The following is a 17050-nucleotide window of genomic DNA, read 5'->3' as shown; positions in this document are numbered from 1 at the left end:
CTTATGAATATTCACCGTTGAATTCCGCAAGTATCTGGCAATAATTCGGGGTTTTGTAGGGCCTGCGAATGGAAATGCCGGAATGCGCTGTTTATGATGAATGGACAACACTTCTAGGAGGACCCGTGAGCAGCAGTGCGAAGAATCTTCGGCCGGGAGCCGGTGCCGGCGAGCCGCTGGACGCCATCGACGAGCGCCTGCTCGCCGCACTCGTCGCCGATGCCCGGATCTCCAACAAACAGTTGGCCGAGCTGGTCGGCATCGCGCCGTCCACCGCACTGATGCGCACCCGGGCGCTTTCGGAACGCGGGATCATCCAGGGCTTCGAGGCGAAGCTGAGCCTGTCCGCGATCGGCCGGTCCGTGCAGGCCCTCATCGCCGTCAGGCTCCGCGCCCACGACCGCGAGCAGATCGACCGCTTCACGGCGCGGGTCCCCAAGCTCCCCGCGGTGCTTTCGACGTTCCATACCTCAGGCTCAGTGGACTACCTGCTGCACATCGCGGTGGCCACCACCGAGGACCTTCGCGACTGGGTGCTGGACAACCTGGCGACTGATCCGGTCGTGGGCCATACCGAGACAACGCTCGTTTTCGACCACATCCAGGGCAACCAGGGCCCGCTGCCCGATTAGGCACTGGGTCGCCGCGTAGGCACAGGGTGATTGCGGCCCCTCCCGGCGCGGGGCCGGGGACCGGGGGCCAGGGCCGTCAGGCGCGGCGCAACGCCCCGCGCAGCGTAATGGTGGCGAGGGTGACCGCCGCGATGGAACACAGCACGACGAAGCCGGCAACCGCAGTCTGCAGGCCAACAACACCGGCCGCGAGCCCCAGCCCGATGACGGGCAAGGCGCTGCCGAGATACGTGATGACGTAGACGGTGCTGATGATCTGGGCGTGGCGCGATGCCTCGACCTTTCCGGCCACATCGTTGAAGACCGTCCGGAAGGACACCCCCTGTCCGAATCCAGCGGTGATGCTCGCAAGGATCAGCAGCCAGGGGCTGCTCCAGGCGGCAGCCGCCGCGATCAGCAGCACTGACACGGCCAGCATGCCAAGCCCGATCGGCACGACGAAGCGCCCCCGGACGGCGGTCAGTTGGCTGAGCGCGGAGGCCCCGAGTGTCAGTCCCGCCAGCAGGCCGATCAGCGGCCGTGAATCGGCGTGGACGATCTGGGCGAAATAGCCGGGGGCCAGGGACAGGCAGAAGCCGAACACGGTGAAGCTGAGGAACCCCACCGAGGACGCCAGCCAGAAGGCGCCGCGTGCCTCACGGGAAACTGATGGCCGGCGGGGAGCCAGCACACTGAGCGGCTGCGGACCCGAAATCGACGTGATGGCCGGCCGGGCCTTGAGCAGGTACAGCGGGACCAGCAGCGCGGCGAGGACCAGGGAGTGCAGGTAGTACGGCGTGGACGTGGGCCCCGGCAGCAGCGAGAGCACTCCCCCGATCGCCGGACCGGCCGCCACTCCGCCGGCGGATGCCAGCAGGGTAAACCGCGAGGCCCATTCGGGGCGGCTCGGCAGCAGCTCCCGCAGGGCCGCTGAACTGGCGCCCGTGGCCAGGGCCACCGCAATGCCCTGCAGGGCCCGGCCGGCACACAGCGCGAACAGGCTGTCCGCCATGGCAAAGACGGAGCCGCCGGCCAGGCCCACGAGCACCGCGAGGACCAGGGCGGCCCGGCGGCCGATGTGGTCCGACCAGTGGCCGGCCAGGATCAGGGTGGCCACCAGCGCCAGGACGTAGGCGGAAAAGGCCACGGTCACGTCAAGGGCGGTAATGCCCAGCTTGGCCTGCAGCAGCGGGTAGAGCGGCGTGGCGAGATTCGCGCCGACCAGCAGCGTGAAGATCACGACGCCGGCCATCACCAGCCGTGCGGTGGTCGAAGCATCCCAGCCCCAGCGGTCAGCCGTGGCCGGGCGCATGCGGAGTTCGCTGAAGACAGTCATGTCCGTGCCCTTGCGTGGAAGCGGGCCGCGTGTTCCCTGTGGTGGGGGAACCGCCAGCCCGCGAAAGATTGGATACCTAAAGAATGCGGCATTACTGACTCCAAGAGCTCAATTCCATGCGAAAATTGATCAAAACAGTCAATCAGCTGTTGACTGAATGAACCGGAGTGATGATTTGAACAGCCTGGACCCCACCGACCTGAAGATCCTGCTGGAACTGATCCGGGATCCACGGATCCAGATCGGCGAACTCAGCGAAACACTCGGCATCGCCCGCAACACCGCGCAGTCCCGCGTGCGCCGCATGCAGCGTTCGGGCCTGCTGCACGACGGCGGCCGCGAAATCGATCTGGAAGCGGTGGGTTACGACGTCGTCGCCTTCGTCACGATCGAGGTCAACCACCGGGAACTCGACGGCGTGGTGGGCGCCCTGCGCCTGCTTGCACAGGTCCTGGAAGTCCACGAGATCTCCGGACGCGGCGATGTGTGGTGCCGCGTGGTGGCCACCGACACGCACAACCTGCAGGCCGCCTTGCGCTCGATCCTCCGGATCAAGGGTGTCATCCGGACCGAGACGGTCCTCGCCCTGCACACGCACATCCCGTACCGCACCGAACCGCTGATCAGCCGGCTGGCCCAAGGCAGCTCCCTCGTTCCCGGCCGGGCCGCGTCGCGCCGGAGCGGTTCCGACGAACCCAAGGTAAACACTGGATAATGTCCCGGTGACTATCATCGACAACGCCGTCTACGTTGACGGCATCCGCAGCGTCGAGCCGCGGAACCTCGAGCAGACCTTTGAGACCCTCACCGAGCACGGGGGCATGGCCTGGATTGGCCTGTACCGGCCGACGTCGGACGAGATGGCTGCCGTCGCAGCCGAATTCAACCTGCACGGGCTGGCGGTGGAGGATGCGATTTCCGCGCACCAGCGCCCCAAACTCGAACGCTACGACGACAACCTGTTCACCGTGCTCCGGCCCGCCCGGTACCTGGATGAAACCGAGACGGTGGAGTTCGGCGAACTGCACGTCTTCACCGGCCGGAACTTCGTAGTCACCGTCCGGCACGCCGAGACGGGAGTGGTGCGCCAGGTCCGGCACCGGCTGGAACGGCGCCCGGACCTGCTGTGCCACGGCCCCGAAGCCGTCCTGTACGCGCTCATGGACCAGGTGGTGGATGACTATGGTCCCGTGGTGGCCGGGCTGGAAAATGATATCGACGAGATCGAGGACCAGCTCTTCAGCGGCGACCCCCTCGTGTCCCGGCGCATCTACGAACTCGCCCGCGAGGTCATCCATTTCCAGCGCGCCATTCATCCGCTCCCGGCGATGATGCAACAGCTCCGGCGCGGCTTCGAAAAGTACCACGTGGACACCGAACTGCAGCACAGCCTCCGCGACGTCGAGGACCATGTGGAGCGGCTGATCTCCCGCGCTGATTCCTTCCGGGACCTCCTGCAGAACGCCCTGACCCTCGACGGGACGCTGACGGCCAACCGCCAGAACGAGGCCAGTGCCGAGCAGAACGAGCAGGTCAAGAAAATCTCGTCCTGGGCGGCCATTTTCTTCGCACCGTCCTTCGTCGCCGGCATTTACGGGATGAACTTTGAGCGGATGCCCGAACTGCAGTGGACCTACGGCTATCCGATGGCAATCGGGCTGATGGCCGCCACCGCCACGCTGATGTACACCATCTTCAAGAAGAAGGGCTGGCTCTAGCGGGCGGCTCCGGCCCCCGGCCCGGCGGCAGGCCGGGCCGCAACACCGCCGTGTAGTCTGGCGTCATGAGCGCGCGGCGGGACCGGTTCCGGGACATCGTGGAGACCCTGACGAGGCATGGACTGGGCTTCGCACTGGGAAACCTCGGGCTGGACCGGCTCCGCCCTGCCGACGGGACCCTGCGGCAGCACCGCCTTCCGCCCCGGGGCGTCAGCATGCCGGTACGCGTCCGGCTCGCGCTGGAGGACCTTGGCGCGGTGTACATCAAGTTCGGCCAGATCGTGTCCACCCGCACCGACGTGCTGCCGCCGGAATACGCCACCGAGCTCGCAAAGCTCCAGGACGATTCCCCTCCCATTGCTGCCGCAGCAGTCCGCGCTGTGATCGCCGAGGAGCTCGGCACCGCGGCGGAACAGCTGCTCGAGTCACTGGAGGACTCGCCCCTGGCCACCGGATCCATCGGCCAGGTCCACTGCGGCCGGATCAGCGTGGAAGCGCAGGACGCTGAACCGGGCTACTCCGGTGGCGCCGCCGGCGGCGGCCAGCCCGTCGACGTCGTGGTCAAAGTCCGCCGGCCCGGCGTCGTGTCCCAGATCAATGAGGATCTGGAGATCATGGCCGAACTGGCGAAACGGGCGGAACGGGCCTCCACCCGGGCCGCCGGCCTGCACCTGGCAGCCCTCGTGGACGAGTTCTCCCAGACCCTGCGCGCCGAGCTGGACTACGTGCAGGAAGCCCGGAACGCGGAGCAGTTCGCCGCGAACTTCGCGGGCGACCTCCGCGTCCACATCCCCCGGGTCTTCTGGGCCACGACCACCTCACGGGTCCTCACGCTGGAACGCATCCGTGGCATCAAAGTCAACGACGCCGCCGCGCTGCGGGAAGCCGGGATCGATGCCCGGGAGCTGGCCCGGACGGCCTGCAGCGTCCTGCTCAAGATGGTGTTCGAGGACGGCTTCTTCCACGCCGACCCGCATCCGGGAAACTTCTTCGTGGAGGACGACGGGCGCCTCGGCATTATCGACTTCGGCATGGTCGGCCACGTCAGCGACTCCACCCGCGACCAGCTCGTCCGGATGCTCCTGGCTGTGGTGGAGCAGGACTCCGCACGGCTGACCACGGCACTGGTCCGCCTGTGCGGGGCACAGCCGGACGGCGGATTCGGCGAGCTGCAAACGGCCCTGGGCCGGCTCGTGGACCGCTACGCCGGCCGGCCGCTCGCGGAGGTTCCGATTGTGGCGGTGCTGACCGAACTGGCGGCCCTGCTGCGCGCCCACAGGCTGCGGCTGCCGCGGGACATAGCCCTCATGCTGAAGATGCTGGTGATGGCGGACGGCCTGGGCAAACAGCTGGATCCCGGATTCGAGCTGACCACCCAGCTGGGCCCCTTCACGCAGAAGATCCTGCTCGGCTCGCTCTCCCCCGAGGCCCTCGCGGACCGGCTCAAGAAGCTCGGCCGGGAAGCCCTGCGCCTCGGGACGGACGCGCCGGAGATCATCCGCCGGATGGTGGATGTCCTGGAGCGCGGTGGCATCGACATCCATTTCCGGGTCGATGAGCTGGACCGGCTGATGGACAAGGCGGACAAGACCGGGAACCGGATCGTCGCCGGACTCATCACCGCCGCCCTGATCAATGCCGTCGGGGACCTGGTGTCGGTCCAGCCCGACCGCTGGCGGAACTGGCCGAAGACTCTTTTCGCCGCGGGCATCGGCGGGGTCGGCGCCCTCGGGGCCTACCTGGCCCTGACCTCCCGGAACCGGAAGTAGCCGCCGGCCGCGCCGGGACTCTCTGCACAGGGATTGTCAGCGGCGCTGCCGTGCCTGCGCGAGCAGCCGGCTGAACGCCAGGACGAAGACGGCCTCGATCAGCACCATGAGCCCGAACAGCAGCCACTGGCTTTGGCCGATGAAGACCACCGCACCGATCACCACCAGGATGGTTCCCAGGGTCAGGGCGTAGACGGCGAAGCCGATGGCCACCTTCGCGCTGCGGACGCCCGTGCGGAAGCCGAAGCCTACGGGTTCACCCCCGGGGTATCCGCCCACGCGGTCGGGCCCGGCCGGCTTGAGGCTGTCGAACTCGTCCCAGGGGTCGCGGTCCTGATCCTTTTTGGTCATGCTTCCATTATCCTGCGGCTGCGGACATTAGGCCGCGCGGACGTCGATCTCGCCCGGTGCCGCACCGTCAGCGCCGAACACCAGATGGCGGTTGGCGATTTTCTCGCTGAAGAACCGGTCGTGGCTGACCACCACGACGGCCCCGGGGAAATGCACCAGTGCCCGTTCCATGACCTGGGTGCTGGACATGTCCAGATGGTTGGTCGGTTCGTCCAGCAGCAGCACCGAGGCGCCGGACAGCAGGCACTGCGCCATGGCCACCCGGGCCTTTTGCCCGCCGGAGAGGTTCCCGATTTTCTGTTTGAGGTCCGCCTCGGAGAACTGGAACATCGCGAGGAACCGGTTGACGGACTTCTTCGTGGCGCTGAACGCCAGGCTGTCCGGCAGCGCGTTGACCGCGTGGGACACCGTGTCGGCGTCGTCGAGGTCCTCCAGCATCTGGTTGTAGGAGACGAAGCCGGGCCCCTTGGCCCAGGCCACCTCACCGGAGTCGGCCCGCTCTTCGCCGGTCAGCACTTTCAGGAGAGTGGACTTGCCGCTGCCGTTGGAGCCGAGGACCACAATCCGGTTGCCCCGGCGGATCTCGAAGGACAGGTCGTCGAAGAGCAGCTTCTCGCCGTAGGACTTGCCCAGTCCCTCCACCCGGCAGAGGACATCCTTGACATGCAGGCCGCCATAGATCTCGGTGACGATCTGGTCCACGGGCCGCGGTGTGCGCGACTTCTTGATCTTGGCCAGCTGGTTCCCCAGCCCGCGGCCGGCCGCCTTGGCAGCCTCGCGGCGGTCGGCTATCCCTTCGGCTTCAAAGGCCAGGAGCTCGGATTCGTGCACGAACTGCTGCTCGAGGTTCTTGAGGCGGAACTGTTTCTGCACGACGTATTCGCCGAAGTTGCCCGGGTATTCGTGCAGGTGGAAGTTTTCCACCTCGATGATCCGGGTGACGACGGCGTCGAGGAATTTCCGGTCGTGCGAGACAATGATCGCGGCGCCCTTGAAGTCCCGGAACCAGCTTTCGAGCCATTCGACGCCGGCCACGTCCAGGAAGTTCGTGGGCTCGTCCAGCAGCAGCACGTCGGGGCCTTCGAGCAGGATCTTGGCCAGGGCCGCACGGTTGCGCCAGCCGCCGGACAGCTCGTCGATGGCGCAGTTGCGGTGGGCCTCGTCGAAGCCGAGCGTGGTGAGGACGGTGTCGATGCGCCGGGGGTAGTCCCAGCCGTCGAGCCGGTCCATGTCCTCGAACAATTCGGCCTGGCGGCCGATGAGTCGGTCGAGTTCGGCTGCCGCGGGGTCTGCGGCGATGGCGCCGTCAATGTCGGCCAGTTCGGCTTCAATCGCCTTGATCTCGGTGAACAGGGCGTCGAGCACTTCAAGAATTGTGGCTTCCCCGTTGAGTTCAGAGAACTGGGAGAAGTAGCCCACCTTGGTGCCCAGTTCCAGCGTGACGGTGCCGGTGTCGGGGGTCACCTGGTCGAGGACCAGTTTGAGGATGGTCGTCTTGCCCGAGCCGTTCTTGCCGATCAGGCCCACCCGGTCGCCGGTCTCGAGGCGGAAGAATGCCTCCCGGAGAATCTGGGTGTTGTCGAAGCGCACGCTGACGTCTTGCAGCCGGATCAAGCTCATGGGTATTTCACTTTCGATTAAGGGTCAGAACGGCATGGGTGGCGGGGCGTGGGACTAACGGGTCGCGAGCCGCCACAGCGAGGTGACCTCGGCCGCCCGGGCCGCGAACAGAGGATCGTTGCGGTCGGATGCCTTGGGGTGGGTTGGCCTGGTGTCCAACCGGTCCAGCACCTTCAGCCCGGCCGCCTCGATGGCGCCCACCAGCTGGTCACGGGAGCGCAGGCCCAGGTGTTCGGCCAGGTCCGAGAGGATGAGCCAGCCCTCACCGCCAGGCGCCAGATGGTCGGAAAGCTCGTTCAGGAAACGGAACAGCATCCGGCTGCCGGGGTCGTAGACGGCATTGTCCAGGGAGGAATGCGGCGTGGCCGGGATCCACGGCGGGTTGCACACGATGAGCGGTGCACGGCCGGCCGGGAACATGTCGGTCAGGACTGCCTCCGCACGGTCCTGGATACCTAGATTAAGGAAGTTCTCGGCGGCGCAGGCAACCGCGCGGGGTTCATTGTCCGTCGCCACCACGCGGTGCACGCCGCGGCGGGCGAGGACGGCGGCGAGCACCCCGGTGCCGGTGCCGACGTCGAACGCCAGCATGTCAGAGGGCAGCGGAGCGGCGGCCAGCAGATCGACATACTCGCTGCGGGTCGGGAAGAACGTGCCGTAGTGCGGACGGATGCGGTCCTGCAGGGCATCGACGTAGACGCCATTGCGCCGCCACTCGTGTGCGCCGATTGCCCCGACCAGTTCGTGGAGGGACACCACGGAAGGCTCGCTGATGTCGCCGTACGCTTCCATGGCGGCCGCCCGGATATCCGGGGAGCGCCGCAGCGGCACCACCGGGCCCGGATCAAGCGGGATCAGCAGCAGGCCGAGAACGCGTGCGCGGTGCGAGCGGGACTGGCGGTGCCGGTAGAACTCGTCGGCCGGGGTGTCGGCGGCTTTTTTCTTCCCGGTGCCCACCCGCCGGTCCAGGGCATTGAGGATCTGCCGGGCGTTGTGGAAGTCGCCCTGCCAGAGCATTGCGATGCCCTGGGACGCCATCCGGTTCGCCTCATCAGCGGTGAGGGAGTCGGTGACCACTTCAACGCGGGCGGGTGCGGGCCTTCCGTTCGCGGACCGCCATTGGGCCGTCCGGCTGTGGCCGGCCTCGGCCCATGTCACGACGGCAGGCTCATCCGTTGCGGGGGCCTGCGGGGACGCGGGGGCGGCCGTCGGGCCTGCCGGGGGGCTGTCCGGAACTGCGGTTGCGATAAGGGTTCCAATCCCAGAGTCCGAGGGGCGGATCGGAGACTGACGTTTGCGGCGGGATTCCGCGACGCCGGGGAAACGGTCCGGGTTTCGGACAGTCGTCCGGTCACGAACCGCGCTTGATAATGGCGGATACTGCCATTCGACGCACCTTCTCAGGATACAGGCGACTGCCGGCAGGAATCAGCCGTCCGGCCCGGGCTGCGGATTCCCGGGCGGGACGGACTGTGTCACTGCGGGATGCGGCTGCGCACGATCTCGCTGACGGCCTTGCCGTCGAAGCGTCCGGCGACCTTCGCGGTCACCGGCTTCATCACCGCGCCCAGCTGGCGCATGGTCAGCTCGGTGCCATCGGCCGTGAGGCCACCGATCACCTCATCGACGATCGCCTCCACCTCGGCTGCGGTGAGTGCCTTCGGCAGGTACGCCTCGATGATTTCGGCTTCGGCGATTTCCGCCGCGGCCCGCTCGGACTCCCCCGCCTCGGTGTAGATGCGGGCGGTGTCGCGGCGTTTGGCGGCTTCCTTCTGCAGCAGCGACGTCACTTGGGCGTCGTCCAGCACGATCGGGGTCTTGCCGGACTTCTCGCGGGTCTCGATTTCGCCCAGGACGTTGCGAACCGTAGTGAGTGCAACCTTGTTGCGGTCCTTCATGTGGCCGACGACGTCGGCGTGCAGGCGTTCTTTCAGGGTGGTCATGATTCTCCTCGTCTCACTGGACAGGATATCGGGCTGCGCCAGGTTGCATGGCGGCGAGGGGAACTCGCCCACAGAAGGATGCGGCCCGGGTGCGATCTCGCGCGTGCTCAGGAACGGATGCGGCGCACCCGGACCGTAACGGCGGCGATGGTCCCGGCCAGTCCCAGCGGGACGGCGGCCAGCGCCCCGAAGTGCGGCAGCAGGCTTCCGCCGGCTACGAGATTGAGCCCGCCGGTGACTGCGCCCGGAGCCGCGACCATACCGGTGACCCACAACGGATCGCCCCGGTACCGCGACCAGCCGGCGGCGCTCAGGCCCACAATGGCTCCGGCCAGGATGAGCGTGCTGCCCAGCCGGTCCCGTTCAAAGGCGTTGGTGACTGTGCCGATGTAGAGCGTTTGGCCCAGCCCCAGGCAGATAAGGACGATTCCCGCGGCTGCGGCGCCGGCCCACGCCGTCCGGGCCACGAGGGACGATCCTTTCATGAGGCTCCTGCGTCTTTTTGGTGAACTGGAACGTGGCGGTCAGTGCCATGGGGGGCGTCAGGGTGACGTCCCGCCACGGCCTCGTCCGATTCCCGTAGCTGTATGTGTCCGTACCCGGATCCTACGCCAGTCTGCTTCCGTCGGCGGTGGACGTCGGATCCCATGGCAACGCCTATGCCTCCTCGTCCGCCAAGAAAGCCCCGGCTCCCGCCGTCCAAGGTGTCCCCCAGCGGCCGGGCGGCCAGGGTTGCGGTCCCAATTGCTGTGCGTTCACTGCCTGTTTCAGCGCTGGACGCCTTTGTCTCGTACCGTCTCGAGAGGCCAGCGGCCGGCGTTGGGGCCGTATCAATGATCAAGAGAGGTCGCAATGACGACAGGTATCCACCAGCCCAAACTCAGCAGGCGAGCGGCTTTGGCTGCTGCCGGAGTGCTTGGGGCATTGGGAATTACAGCGTCTACCGGAGCGGCGAGCATGGCAACACCAGGCGCCAAGGCACCAAAGCCGACGCTAGCCTTTCGCCCAGAAGGCGCATTCAGAATTGTTCAGTTCAACGACACCCAAGACGACGAGCAGACAGACCGCCGCACAATCGAACTCATGGACCGGACCCTTGATACGGAAAAGCCGGACTTTGTGATCATCAACGGAGATGTCATCAATGGAGGATGCGACTCCGAACTGGAGGTCAAACAAGCGCTTAACCATGTGGTCCAGCCCATGGAACGCCGGCACATCCCATGGGCCGTAACCTTCGGAAATCACGACGAAGACTCGGTGCAGCGAACTGGAATGACCGAGGCCAAGATGCTGGAATTCCTGCAGACTTACGATTCCAATTTGAACGCCGACTCCGTACCGGGACTCACTGGTACCTCTAACTCGCAACTGCTCATCCAGTCCTCCAGGTCAAAAGCTCCGGCCTTTGCGCTTTGGCTCATCGACACCGGCCGGTATGCCCCCGACAGCATCGACGGGCAGGACTTCGAGGGTTACCCGGGCTGGGATTGGGTGCGCATGGACCAGGTCTCGTGGTACCGGAATCAGTCAATCGCAGCAGAGAAAAAGTACGGAAAGAAGATCCCTTCCCTCATGTGGGGCCATATCGCGCTTCATGAGCACCGCAATATGTGGTTCGGCGGCCTCGACTCGCGAACAGATGCGGATCACGCGCGTGCGGTCAAGAGACACAGCATAGTGGGCGAGCGGAACGAGGACGAGTGCCCTGGACCCGTCAACTCGGGCCTGTTCAATGCCTTCCTGGAACGAGGGGATGTGGCCGGTTACTTCGTGGGGCACGATCACGTCAACACTTATGTAGGCAACTACTACGGTGTTCAGCTCGGCTACGCCCCGGGAACCGGATTCGGTGCCTACGGACTGCCCGGCCCTGAACGTAACCGTCTGCGCGGTGCGCGTGTCTTCGAACTGGACGAGAATTACCCCGGAATCTACAAGGACACCCGGCTGGTATTCGCCAAGGATCTCGGCATTGACCTTGCCGCCAATGACCAGCCCATAGTTCCGCTCCCGCTGAATCCGCCGCAACGCTAACGAGGGCTCGGCGACGGGCCGGGCGGGCACGAACGAAGCGTCTGGAGCCGGAATGGTGCGCTTCCCATCTCCCAGGGCTAAACGCGCAGGGGCTCAGCCAGTTTGATCGGCTGGGCCCCGTCACTCCTCGCCGGCACCGTCACCGGGACAGCACCGGCCCACTCAGAGGCCGCTGCGGCCCGCCCACAGCCCGTGCAGCAGGGGAACCAGCGACGCGATCATCAGCACACTGCCGAGCACCAAGTCGTCGGCCCGGACCACGGAACCTGCGATGAGCAGGGCGCCGAAAACCAGCGCCGATGCCGATCGCTGTGCCGTGCGGTCGAGCCGTGCCACCTGCCGCTCGAGGCGCGGACTGGCAACCGACAATGAACCGTCCTCGATCCGGGTGAGGAGCCCTTCCAGACGTTTCGGCAGGCCCAGGGCCAGCCCTGCGGCATCGAACGCCTGCTGAGCGAGGTCCTGCACGATGTTGCCACGCTCGTCGCGCAGCAGCTGCGCCGCATAGGGTTCGACCGAGTCCCACAGATTGAACCGGGCGTCCAGCGAGCTGCTGACACCCGACGTCAGTGACATCGCCCGGATGATGAGCAGGAAGTTCTCCGGCAACTGGAACGGCAACGAGCGGACCACGTCACCGAATTCCACCGCAAAATCACGGAACTCCCGCGGGTCCACTTCGCGAAGATCGGCGAAGCCCATCCCGCCGAACCGGGCGAAGAGGTGCGTCATTGCCCGCTCAAGCTCGACCGTGTCGGCCGAGGGCACCAGCACACCCACGTCGCTGATCGCGGTCATCAGCCCCTTGCCGTCCCGCGCGGCGGCCGCAATGAGCAGTTTCCGCAGGCCGCTGCGCGTGCTCGCCGGGACTTCGCCCATCATGCCGAAGTCGATGAACGTCAGCTTCCAGGGGCGCTCTGTGGACGCGCCAGAAGCCGGAGTGACAAAGATATTGCCCGGGTGCGGGTCGGCGTGAAAAAAGCCGTTCGTGAACATCTGGTCGAACATGACAGACGCGAAAACCGGGGCAACCTGGGCCGGATCGATGCCCGCCGCGCGAAGCGCCTCCGCGTCCGTGATCTTGATCGCCGTGACGTCTTCGAGGGTAAGCACGCGCCGGGTGGTCCGCTCCCAGACGACGTCGGGCACACCCACCCGGTCGTCGTTGGCGAAATCATCAGCGAACCGCACCGAGTTCGCCGCCTCGTGCAGGTAGTCGATCTCCTCAAGACTGGTCTGCGCAAACTCCTCGACCAGTGCGGGCATGTCGGCGCGGTCGGAGACCAGGCGCACGTGGCTGAGCCAGCCGCCCACTTTGCGCAGGGCCGCCAGGTCGACGTCGACGATGGCGTCGATGCCCGGTCGCTGGACCTTCAGCACCACGTTGTCGAGGCCGGTGTCGGCGGCATCGCCCGGGAGAAGCCTCGCCCGGTGCGCCTGCCCGAGGGACGCTGCTGCGATCGGCGTCTCCTCGACCGAGGCGAACAACTTCTCCAGCGGCGCACCCAGCTCCGCCTCGGCAAGGCTGCGGATCGCGGAAAACGCCACCGGGGGCACCTCGTCCTGCAGTCCCTCAAGTTCCTTGGTGATCTCGGGCGGAAGCACGTCGAGCCTGGAGGACAGGAACTGACCGACTTTGATCATCAGGCCGCCAAGGTCCACTGCGAGCGCATGAAAGCGCTGCGCGAAGCGAAGCATCCTCTTCGCCCGGGTGCGCTCCGCGACCCTGACCAGCCCGATCCGGGGCAGGAACAGCTCAAACCACCAGGTCACTGCGAGATGCCAGGCGGCGAAGCGCAGGATGCGGCGGTAACGGGCACGGGTGTTCCCGGCGCCGGGTACCGGGAGTGCCCGGTCCCGACGAACCGACGCCACTCCCGTCAGTCCTGGGCGAGGATCGAGTACAGCCGACGACGTGCGTCGTTGAGCACCGTCACGGCCTCCTGCACCTGCTCCCGCGAGCCGGTGCGACCCACCTGCGATGCGGCCTGCGCGAGCTCGACGCCCGCCTTGGGCAGCGCCGCGAACCCGGTGCCCGACGCCGGGCCCGTTGCCTCCCATGGCGCAGACGCACCGGCACCGGCACCGGCTACATCCTCCCGGCCCGCTTCCGTCAGTGAGTAGATCTTGCGGCCGTTGGATTCTTCGGCGCTGATGAACCCCTCATCGGCCAGGAGCTGCAGCGTTGGGTAGACAGAACCGGCGCTCGGCTTCCAGCTGCCACCGCTGCGCTCCTCGATTTCACGGATGATCTGATAGCCGTGCATCGGCCGCTCCGCGAGCAGGGCCAGCACCGCCGACCGCACCTCGCCTCGACCGGCCCGGGTGCCCGAACGCTTCTCAAACCTTGAACGCAGCTCCTCAACGGCCTGCCACATGCCGTCGACATTGTTGCCGCGAAAGCCGCCTGCCGGGTGTGAATTACGCATCATGCTCTCCTCTGTGGACCGCGAACGATATACAACGATAGTCAACGATACATCCCGACTGCCGGTCGCCGTCACGGACCCCAGCAAAACCCCATTCCCTAGCTGTGGGTGGGGCCCCGGGGCCCGGGGTGCTCGTCATAGGCAAAGCCGAATTCCGTGGCCTGCCCCGCTTGTCGTTGATTGGCGGCACCGGTGCGCTATCCGGGACCGTCCGCTTCGCCGGCCCGGCAGCGCCATCACCGTACATGCCACTGAGGACGCGGGCCACTTCCTGGCCGGACTGATCCGTAATGACTGCGTCGAAGGAGTTCTTCTGCGCCTCCGGATTAAATGCCGGGTCCGGCCTGGTCTTGACGCTTCAGCCGGCCGAGTAGAAAAGGAGATGTTGGCCGTCCGGGAACGGGTAGATCTGCATTATCAACGTGCCTATCCATGCAGCCAGCGGTTCAAAAACCCCTGCAAATTGTGGAGCTAAGGAGATTCGAACTCCTGACCTCTTCGATGCGAACGAAGCGCTCTACCAACTGAGCTATAGCCCCGAAGCAACGCCGGTCCCGAAGGAACGGCGTTGCCGGTGTCCCTAGGCTACAAACTATCCGCGTGCATTGCCAGCCAGCCGCGAAAAGTATCACCGGCGTGGCGTCCCTCCGGCACCAGATTCAGCCCCGCGCGCAGGTATTTGCCCATCGCGCCGGGCAGCGGAAACCGGACGATTCGTCCGCGGGAGCCGGTGGCGGCCTTCCATTGCCGGGCGAACTCCCCCATGTCCTCGATCTCCGGGCCGCCGATGGTCCGGACGCTGTGCCGCGGGCCGGCCGGTTCAAGCGCCGCCTCCAGCAGGGCCGCCGCGACCTCGGCGGGTGCGATCGGCTGGAACCGGGCACCCTTGATCACGGGGATGATCCGCAGCTTCGAGCCGGCAGCGAAGATCGCCGCGAGGAGGGAGTGGAACTGCGTTGCCCGCAGCGCGACGGTCTCCAGTCCGGACCGCGCGTAGATCTGTTCCTTGGCCGCCTTCGAGGCGTAATAGCCGAAGCTGCTGCGGTCGCAGTTGACGATGGAGAGGACTGCGGCCCTCTCCACGCCGGCATCCTGGGCGGCGGCAAGCAGCCGGGCGCCGCCGTCGGCGAAATCTTTCAGGGCCTTTCCGGACCTCCCCTCCAGGCAGTCAATCAGGACGTCGGCCCCGACGAGTGCCGCTGCCAGCCCCTCGCCGGTGCTGACGTCCGCGGCGAAGTACTCCGCGCCGTCGGTCCGGACCGGGGAGCCGGCGGGAGGCGGGTTCCGGCTGATCACGGCGACACCGTGCCCGGCCGCGATGGCCCGCCGCACGACTTCCCGGCCCACCTGGCCGGTTCCTCCGGCAACGCAAATCCGTGTCATGTCCTGAGGCTACCGGCCCGCGCCTGATTCCGCGCCGTTTGGACCCGCCGGATATTGGGTCAGGAAGGGCGCAAAAAAGCCCCGGGCTGCCATGCCTGGCTGCCCGGGGCTCTGAAATGCTTGGTTTATCAGGCCCGGCGCCGCTGCAGGACATCGTCCAGGTTGCTCAGGGCACTCTGCGCCTTGCCCAGGGGCTTCGATTCGGAGTCCAGGCCGGAGCTGCCGGCCGGCGCCTGCGGAAGGCCCTGCTTGAGCGACGGCTTGCCGACGGCCTTCGGGGCTTCCGGCAGGTCAAGCGGTTCCGGGGCGGCCCGCTCGGCCTTCGCTGCCTCCACATAGGTGGGCTTGGGTACGTCCACCGGCTCCCAGCTGGATTCTTCAGCTCCCCGGAAGGCCTGGGGGCCGCGGAACGAGGTGTCGCCGGAGGCAACGGCTTCCGCCAGGGCCGCCTGGCGGAGTTCCTGGGCGGTCAGCGGCTTGGGTGCGGGCGTGCGTTCGGCGGTGTGGGCCTGGGCGTCAAAGAGCGGGCTCTCGGGCCGTTCGCGCGGCTCTTCCGCCGGATAACGCTGCGGGGCGCGCTCCGGGGCGGGACGGACCGGACGTGTGGGTGCGCCCATGGCCTCGCGGAACACGGCGTTCATTTTGCGGCGTCGGTCCCGGACCGCGAGCCAGCGAAGCATAAAGACGGCAGCCACAGCGCCGAGCAACGCGACAACGGGCAACCAGACTGACCCGAGGCCGAAGAGCCGCAAGGCTGCCGATACAACACCCGTGAGCAGCGAGAGCGCGCCCGCCAGGGCGAGCGCCAACCGGCCATAACGGATCCTGAAAGCCGGGCCGGGGCCCCCAGGCTTGGGGCCGCCGTCGGGCACGCTGGTTCCCGGGAAGGACTCGGTGCGCTGGGTACTGGTCATGGGTTTCTCCTGCTGGGCCGCCATCTTCATGACGGTCCCGGCTTGCGGGGCTGCTGTTTCTCGATCGATGACGTCCGCCACGAGCTCGCCCGCGGGCTGCAGGTGGTGGTGTCCGTTCCGGAGGATGTAGGGGGCAACCCACACAATCCAGAGCGCAACAGCAATGACAAGGATCACAGAGCTGCTTAGAGGGATGTCCACATCAAAACCGTATGAGCAATCAGCGGTACGGGGCCGCATTGTCCCCGGTGTGTCGCGGGGGAACTGGCAATTGACTGGATTTACGACGAAGGGGCTGGTCAGGAAGGCGTTGGCCGGCTACGCGGGGCGGCTCTGTTGCCAGCGTGCCAGCAGCCCTTCCGGCACTTCCTCCGAGGTCAGGGCGAAGCTCCGGTGATCGGCCCATTCACCGTTGATATGCAGGAACCGCGGCCGGTAGCCCTCGTCGCGGAAGCCCAGTTTCTCGACCACCCGGAGGCTGGGAGCGTTCTCGGGACGGATGTTGATCTCCATCCGGTGCAGTCCGAGGACGTCGAAGCAATAGTCCGTCGCCAATGCCACGGCAGTCGGGACAATTCCCCGGCCCGCCCGGTCCTTGTCCACCCAGTAGCCCAGAGTGGCCATCATCGCTGATCCCCACACGATCGAGGACACCGTCAGTTGCCCCACAATCACAGGTTCCCGGGAGCCCGGCGTCCGCTCGGTGATCACGAACGGGAGTGCCGTGGCCAGTGCGGCCTGCGATTTGAGGGAACGCACCATCTGGCGGTAGTCGGGAAGGCCGCCGCCGGGGATGGGGTTGGACGCTTCCCAAGGGGCAAGCCACTCCCGGTTGCGGGAGCGGACCTCGGTCCATTCCTTGCGGTCCCGGTACCGGATCGGGCGCAGCACGACGTCGCCGCTTTCAAGCGTGACCGGCCAGGTGAAGCTGCCCCCCAC

At 66.7% G+C, this 17050-nt stretch carries 16 protein-coding genes and 1 tRNA gene; 5 read left to right on the top strand and 12 right to left on the bottom strand.

What is annotated here, in order from left to right; genetic code table 11:
* The first annotated feature begins 125 nt into the window (after positions 1-125).
* The gene (locus tag AC1MFL_RS14755) at positions 126-632 is read left to right on the top strand and encodes an Lrp/AsnC family transcriptional regulator (RefSeq protein WP_307460300.1); all 507 of its coding nucleotides are present in this window, start codon (positions 126-128) and stop codon (positions 630-632) included.
* A gap of 76 nt (positions 633-708) precedes the next feature.
* Here AC1MFL_RS14755 and AC1MFL_RS14750 read toward each other — a convergent pair whose 3' ends face one another.
* A complete protein-coding gene (locus tag AC1MFL_RS14750) occupies positions 709-1947 on the bottom strand; it encodes an MFS transporter (protein ID WP_479810633.1) in 1239 nt (412 codons plus the stop codon).
* 175 nt (positions 1948-2122) lie between these two features.
* On the opposite strand from AC1MFL_RS14750, the gene AC1MFL_RS14745 reads away from it, so the two are divergent.
* The 3 genes from AC1MFL_RS14745 (at position 2123) to AC1MFL_RS14735 (ending at position 5434) form a co-directional block, all read left to right on the top strand.
* Entirely contained in the window at positions 2123-2662 is a 540-nt protein-coding gene (locus tag AC1MFL_RS14745; RefSeq protein ID WP_479810631.1) for an Lrp/AsnC family transcriptional regulator, read from the top strand.
* Between the two features lie 7 nt (positions 2663-2669).
* Positions 2670-3665 (top strand): magnesium/cobalt transporter CorA, encoded by a 996-nt coding sequence (corA, locus tag AC1MFL_RS14740; protein WP_479810629.1) that lies wholly within the window; start codon positions 2670-2672, stop codon positions 3663-3665.
* A gap of 65 nt (positions 3666-3730) precedes the next feature.
* Positions 3731-5434 (top strand): ABC1 kinase family protein, encoded by a 1704-nt coding sequence (locus AC1MFL_RS14735; protein ID WP_479810627.1) that lies wholly within the window; start codon positions 3731-3733, stop codon positions 5432-5434.
* 36 nt (positions 5435-5470) lie between these two features.
* Here the strand turns inward: AC1MFL_RS14735 and AC1MFL_RS14730 are convergent, their stop codons facing one another.
* The 5 genes from AC1MFL_RS14730 to AC1MFL_RS14710 all read right to left on the bottom strand — a co-directional run bounded on the left by AC1MFL_RS14730 (position 5471) and on the right by AC1MFL_RS14710 (position 9833).
* The gene (locus AC1MFL_RS14730) at positions 5471-5785 is read right to left on the bottom strand and encodes a hypothetical protein (protein ID WP_479810625.1); all 315 of its coding nucleotides are present in this window, start codon (positions 5783-5785) and stop codon (positions 5471-5473) included.
* Positions 5786-5812: 27 nt separating this feature from the next.
* Complete coding sequence (locus AC1MFL_RS14725; protein ID WP_479810623.1) at positions 5813-7405, bottom strand: ABC-F family ATP-binding cassette domain-containing protein; 1593 nt, start codon at positions 7403-7405, stop codon at positions 5813-5815.
* A gap of 54 nt (positions 7406-7459) precedes the next feature.
* On the bottom strand, positions 7460-8563 hold the full coding sequence (locus tag AC1MFL_RS14720) for a methyltransferase (protein ID WP_479810621.1): 1104 nt from the start codon (positions 8561-8563) through the stop codon (positions 7460-7462).
* A gap of 317 nt (positions 8564-8880) precedes the next feature.
* The gene (locus AC1MFL_RS14715; RefSeq protein ID WP_301224928.1) at positions 8881-9348 is read right to left on the bottom strand and encodes a GatB/YqeY domain-containing protein; all 468 of its coding nucleotides are present in this window, start codon (positions 9346-9348) and stop codon (positions 8881-8883) included.
* A 107-nt stretch (positions 9349-9455) separates the two neighbouring features.
* Positions 9456-9833, bottom strand: coding sequence for a hypothetical protein (locus AC1MFL_RS14710; protein ID WP_479810619.1), 378 nt, complete (start codon positions 9831-9833; stop codon positions 9456-9458).
* A 367-nt stretch (positions 9834-10200) separates the two neighbouring features.
* Between AC1MFL_RS14710 and AC1MFL_RS14705 the strand changes: the two genes are divergently transcribed.
* A complete protein-coding gene (locus AC1MFL_RS14705) occupies positions 10201-11385 on the top strand; it encodes a metallophosphoesterase family protein (RefSeq protein ID WP_479810617.1) in 1185 nt (394 codons plus the stop codon).
* Between the two features lie 162 nt (positions 11386-11547).
* Here the strand turns inward: AC1MFL_RS14705 and AC1MFL_RS14700 are convergent, their stop codons facing one another.
* From AC1MFL_RS14700 to AC1MFL_RS14675, 6 genes are all read right to left on the bottom strand, one after another.
* Positions 11548-13260, bottom strand: a complete 1713-nt coding sequence (locus tag AC1MFL_RS14700) for an ABC1 kinase family protein (protein ID WP_479810615.1) — start codon at positions 13258-13260, stop codon at positions 11548-11550.
* A 5-nt stretch (positions 13261-13265) separates the two neighbouring features.
* Entirely contained in the window at positions 13266-13814 is a 549-nt protein-coding gene (locus AC1MFL_RS14695) for a PadR family transcriptional regulator (RefSeq protein ID WP_479815479.1), read from the bottom strand.
* A 466-nt stretch (positions 13815-14280) separates the two neighbouring features.
* Positions 14281-14353, bottom strand: a tRNA-Ala gene (locus AC1MFL_RS14690).
* A 46-nt stretch (positions 14354-14399) separates the two neighbouring features.
* A complete protein-coding gene (locus tag AC1MFL_RS14685) occupies positions 14400-15197 on the bottom strand; it encodes an SDR family oxidoreductase (RefSeq protein WP_479810613.1) in 798 nt (265 codons plus the stop codon).
* A 128-nt stretch (positions 15198-15325) separates the two neighbouring features.
* Positions 15326-16312 carry a hypothetical protein gene (locus tag AC1MFL_RS14680; RefSeq protein ID WP_479810611.1) on the bottom strand — a complete coding sequence of 329 codons (987 nt, stop codon included), beginning with the start codon at positions 16310-16312 and terminating at the stop codon, positions 15326-15328.
* A 117-nt stretch (positions 16313-16429) separates the two neighbouring features.
* Positions 16430-17050: a GNAT family N-acetyltransferase gene (locus AC1MFL_RS14675; RefSeq protein WP_479810609.1), complete on the bottom strand. Its 621-nt coding sequence runs from the start codon at positions 17048-17050 to the stop codon at positions 16430-16432.

Source organism: Arthrobacter sp. BG3, assembly GCF_056680185.1.
This window is presented reverse-complemented; position numbering and strand designations above follow the sequence as displayed.

Coding starts and splice junctions, on each gene's coding strand:
- AC1MFL_RS14730 (WP_479810625.1), bottom strand. CDS start 5,785: ATGACCAAAAAGGATCAGGACCGCGACCCCTGGGACGAGTTCGACAGC.
- AC1MFL_RS14725 (WP_479810623.1), bottom strand. CDS start 7,405: ATGAGCTTGATCCGGCTGCAAGACGTCAGCGTGCGCTTCGACAACACC.
- AC1MFL_RS14715 (WP_301224928.1), bottom strand. CDS start 9,348: ATGACCACCCTGAAAGAACGCCTGCACGCCGACGTCGTCGGCCACATG.
- AC1MFL_RS14750 (WP_479810633.1), bottom strand. CDS start 1,947: ATGACTGTCTTCAGCGAACTCCGCATGCGCCCGGCCACGGCTGACCGC.
- AC1MFL_RS14705 (WP_479810617.1), top strand. CDS start 10,201: ATGACGACAGGTATCCACCAGCCCAAACTCAGCAGGCGAGCGGCTTTG.
- AC1MFL_RS14685 (WP_479810613.1), bottom strand. CDS start 15,197: ATGACACGGATTTGCGTTGCCGGAGGAACCGGCCAGGTGGGCCGGGAA.
- AC1MFL_RS14710 (WP_479810619.1), bottom strand. CDS start 9,833: ATGAAAGGATCGTCCCTCGTGGCCCGGACGGCGTGGGCCGGCGCCGCA.
- AC1MFL_RS14735 (WP_479810627.1), top strand. CDS start 3,731: ATGAGCGCGCGGCGGGACCGGTTCCGGGACATCGTGGAGACCCTGACG.
- AC1MFL_RS14695 (WP_479815479.1), bottom strand. CDS start 13,814: ATGCGTAATTCACACCCGGCAGGCGGCTTTCGCGGCAACAATGTCGAC.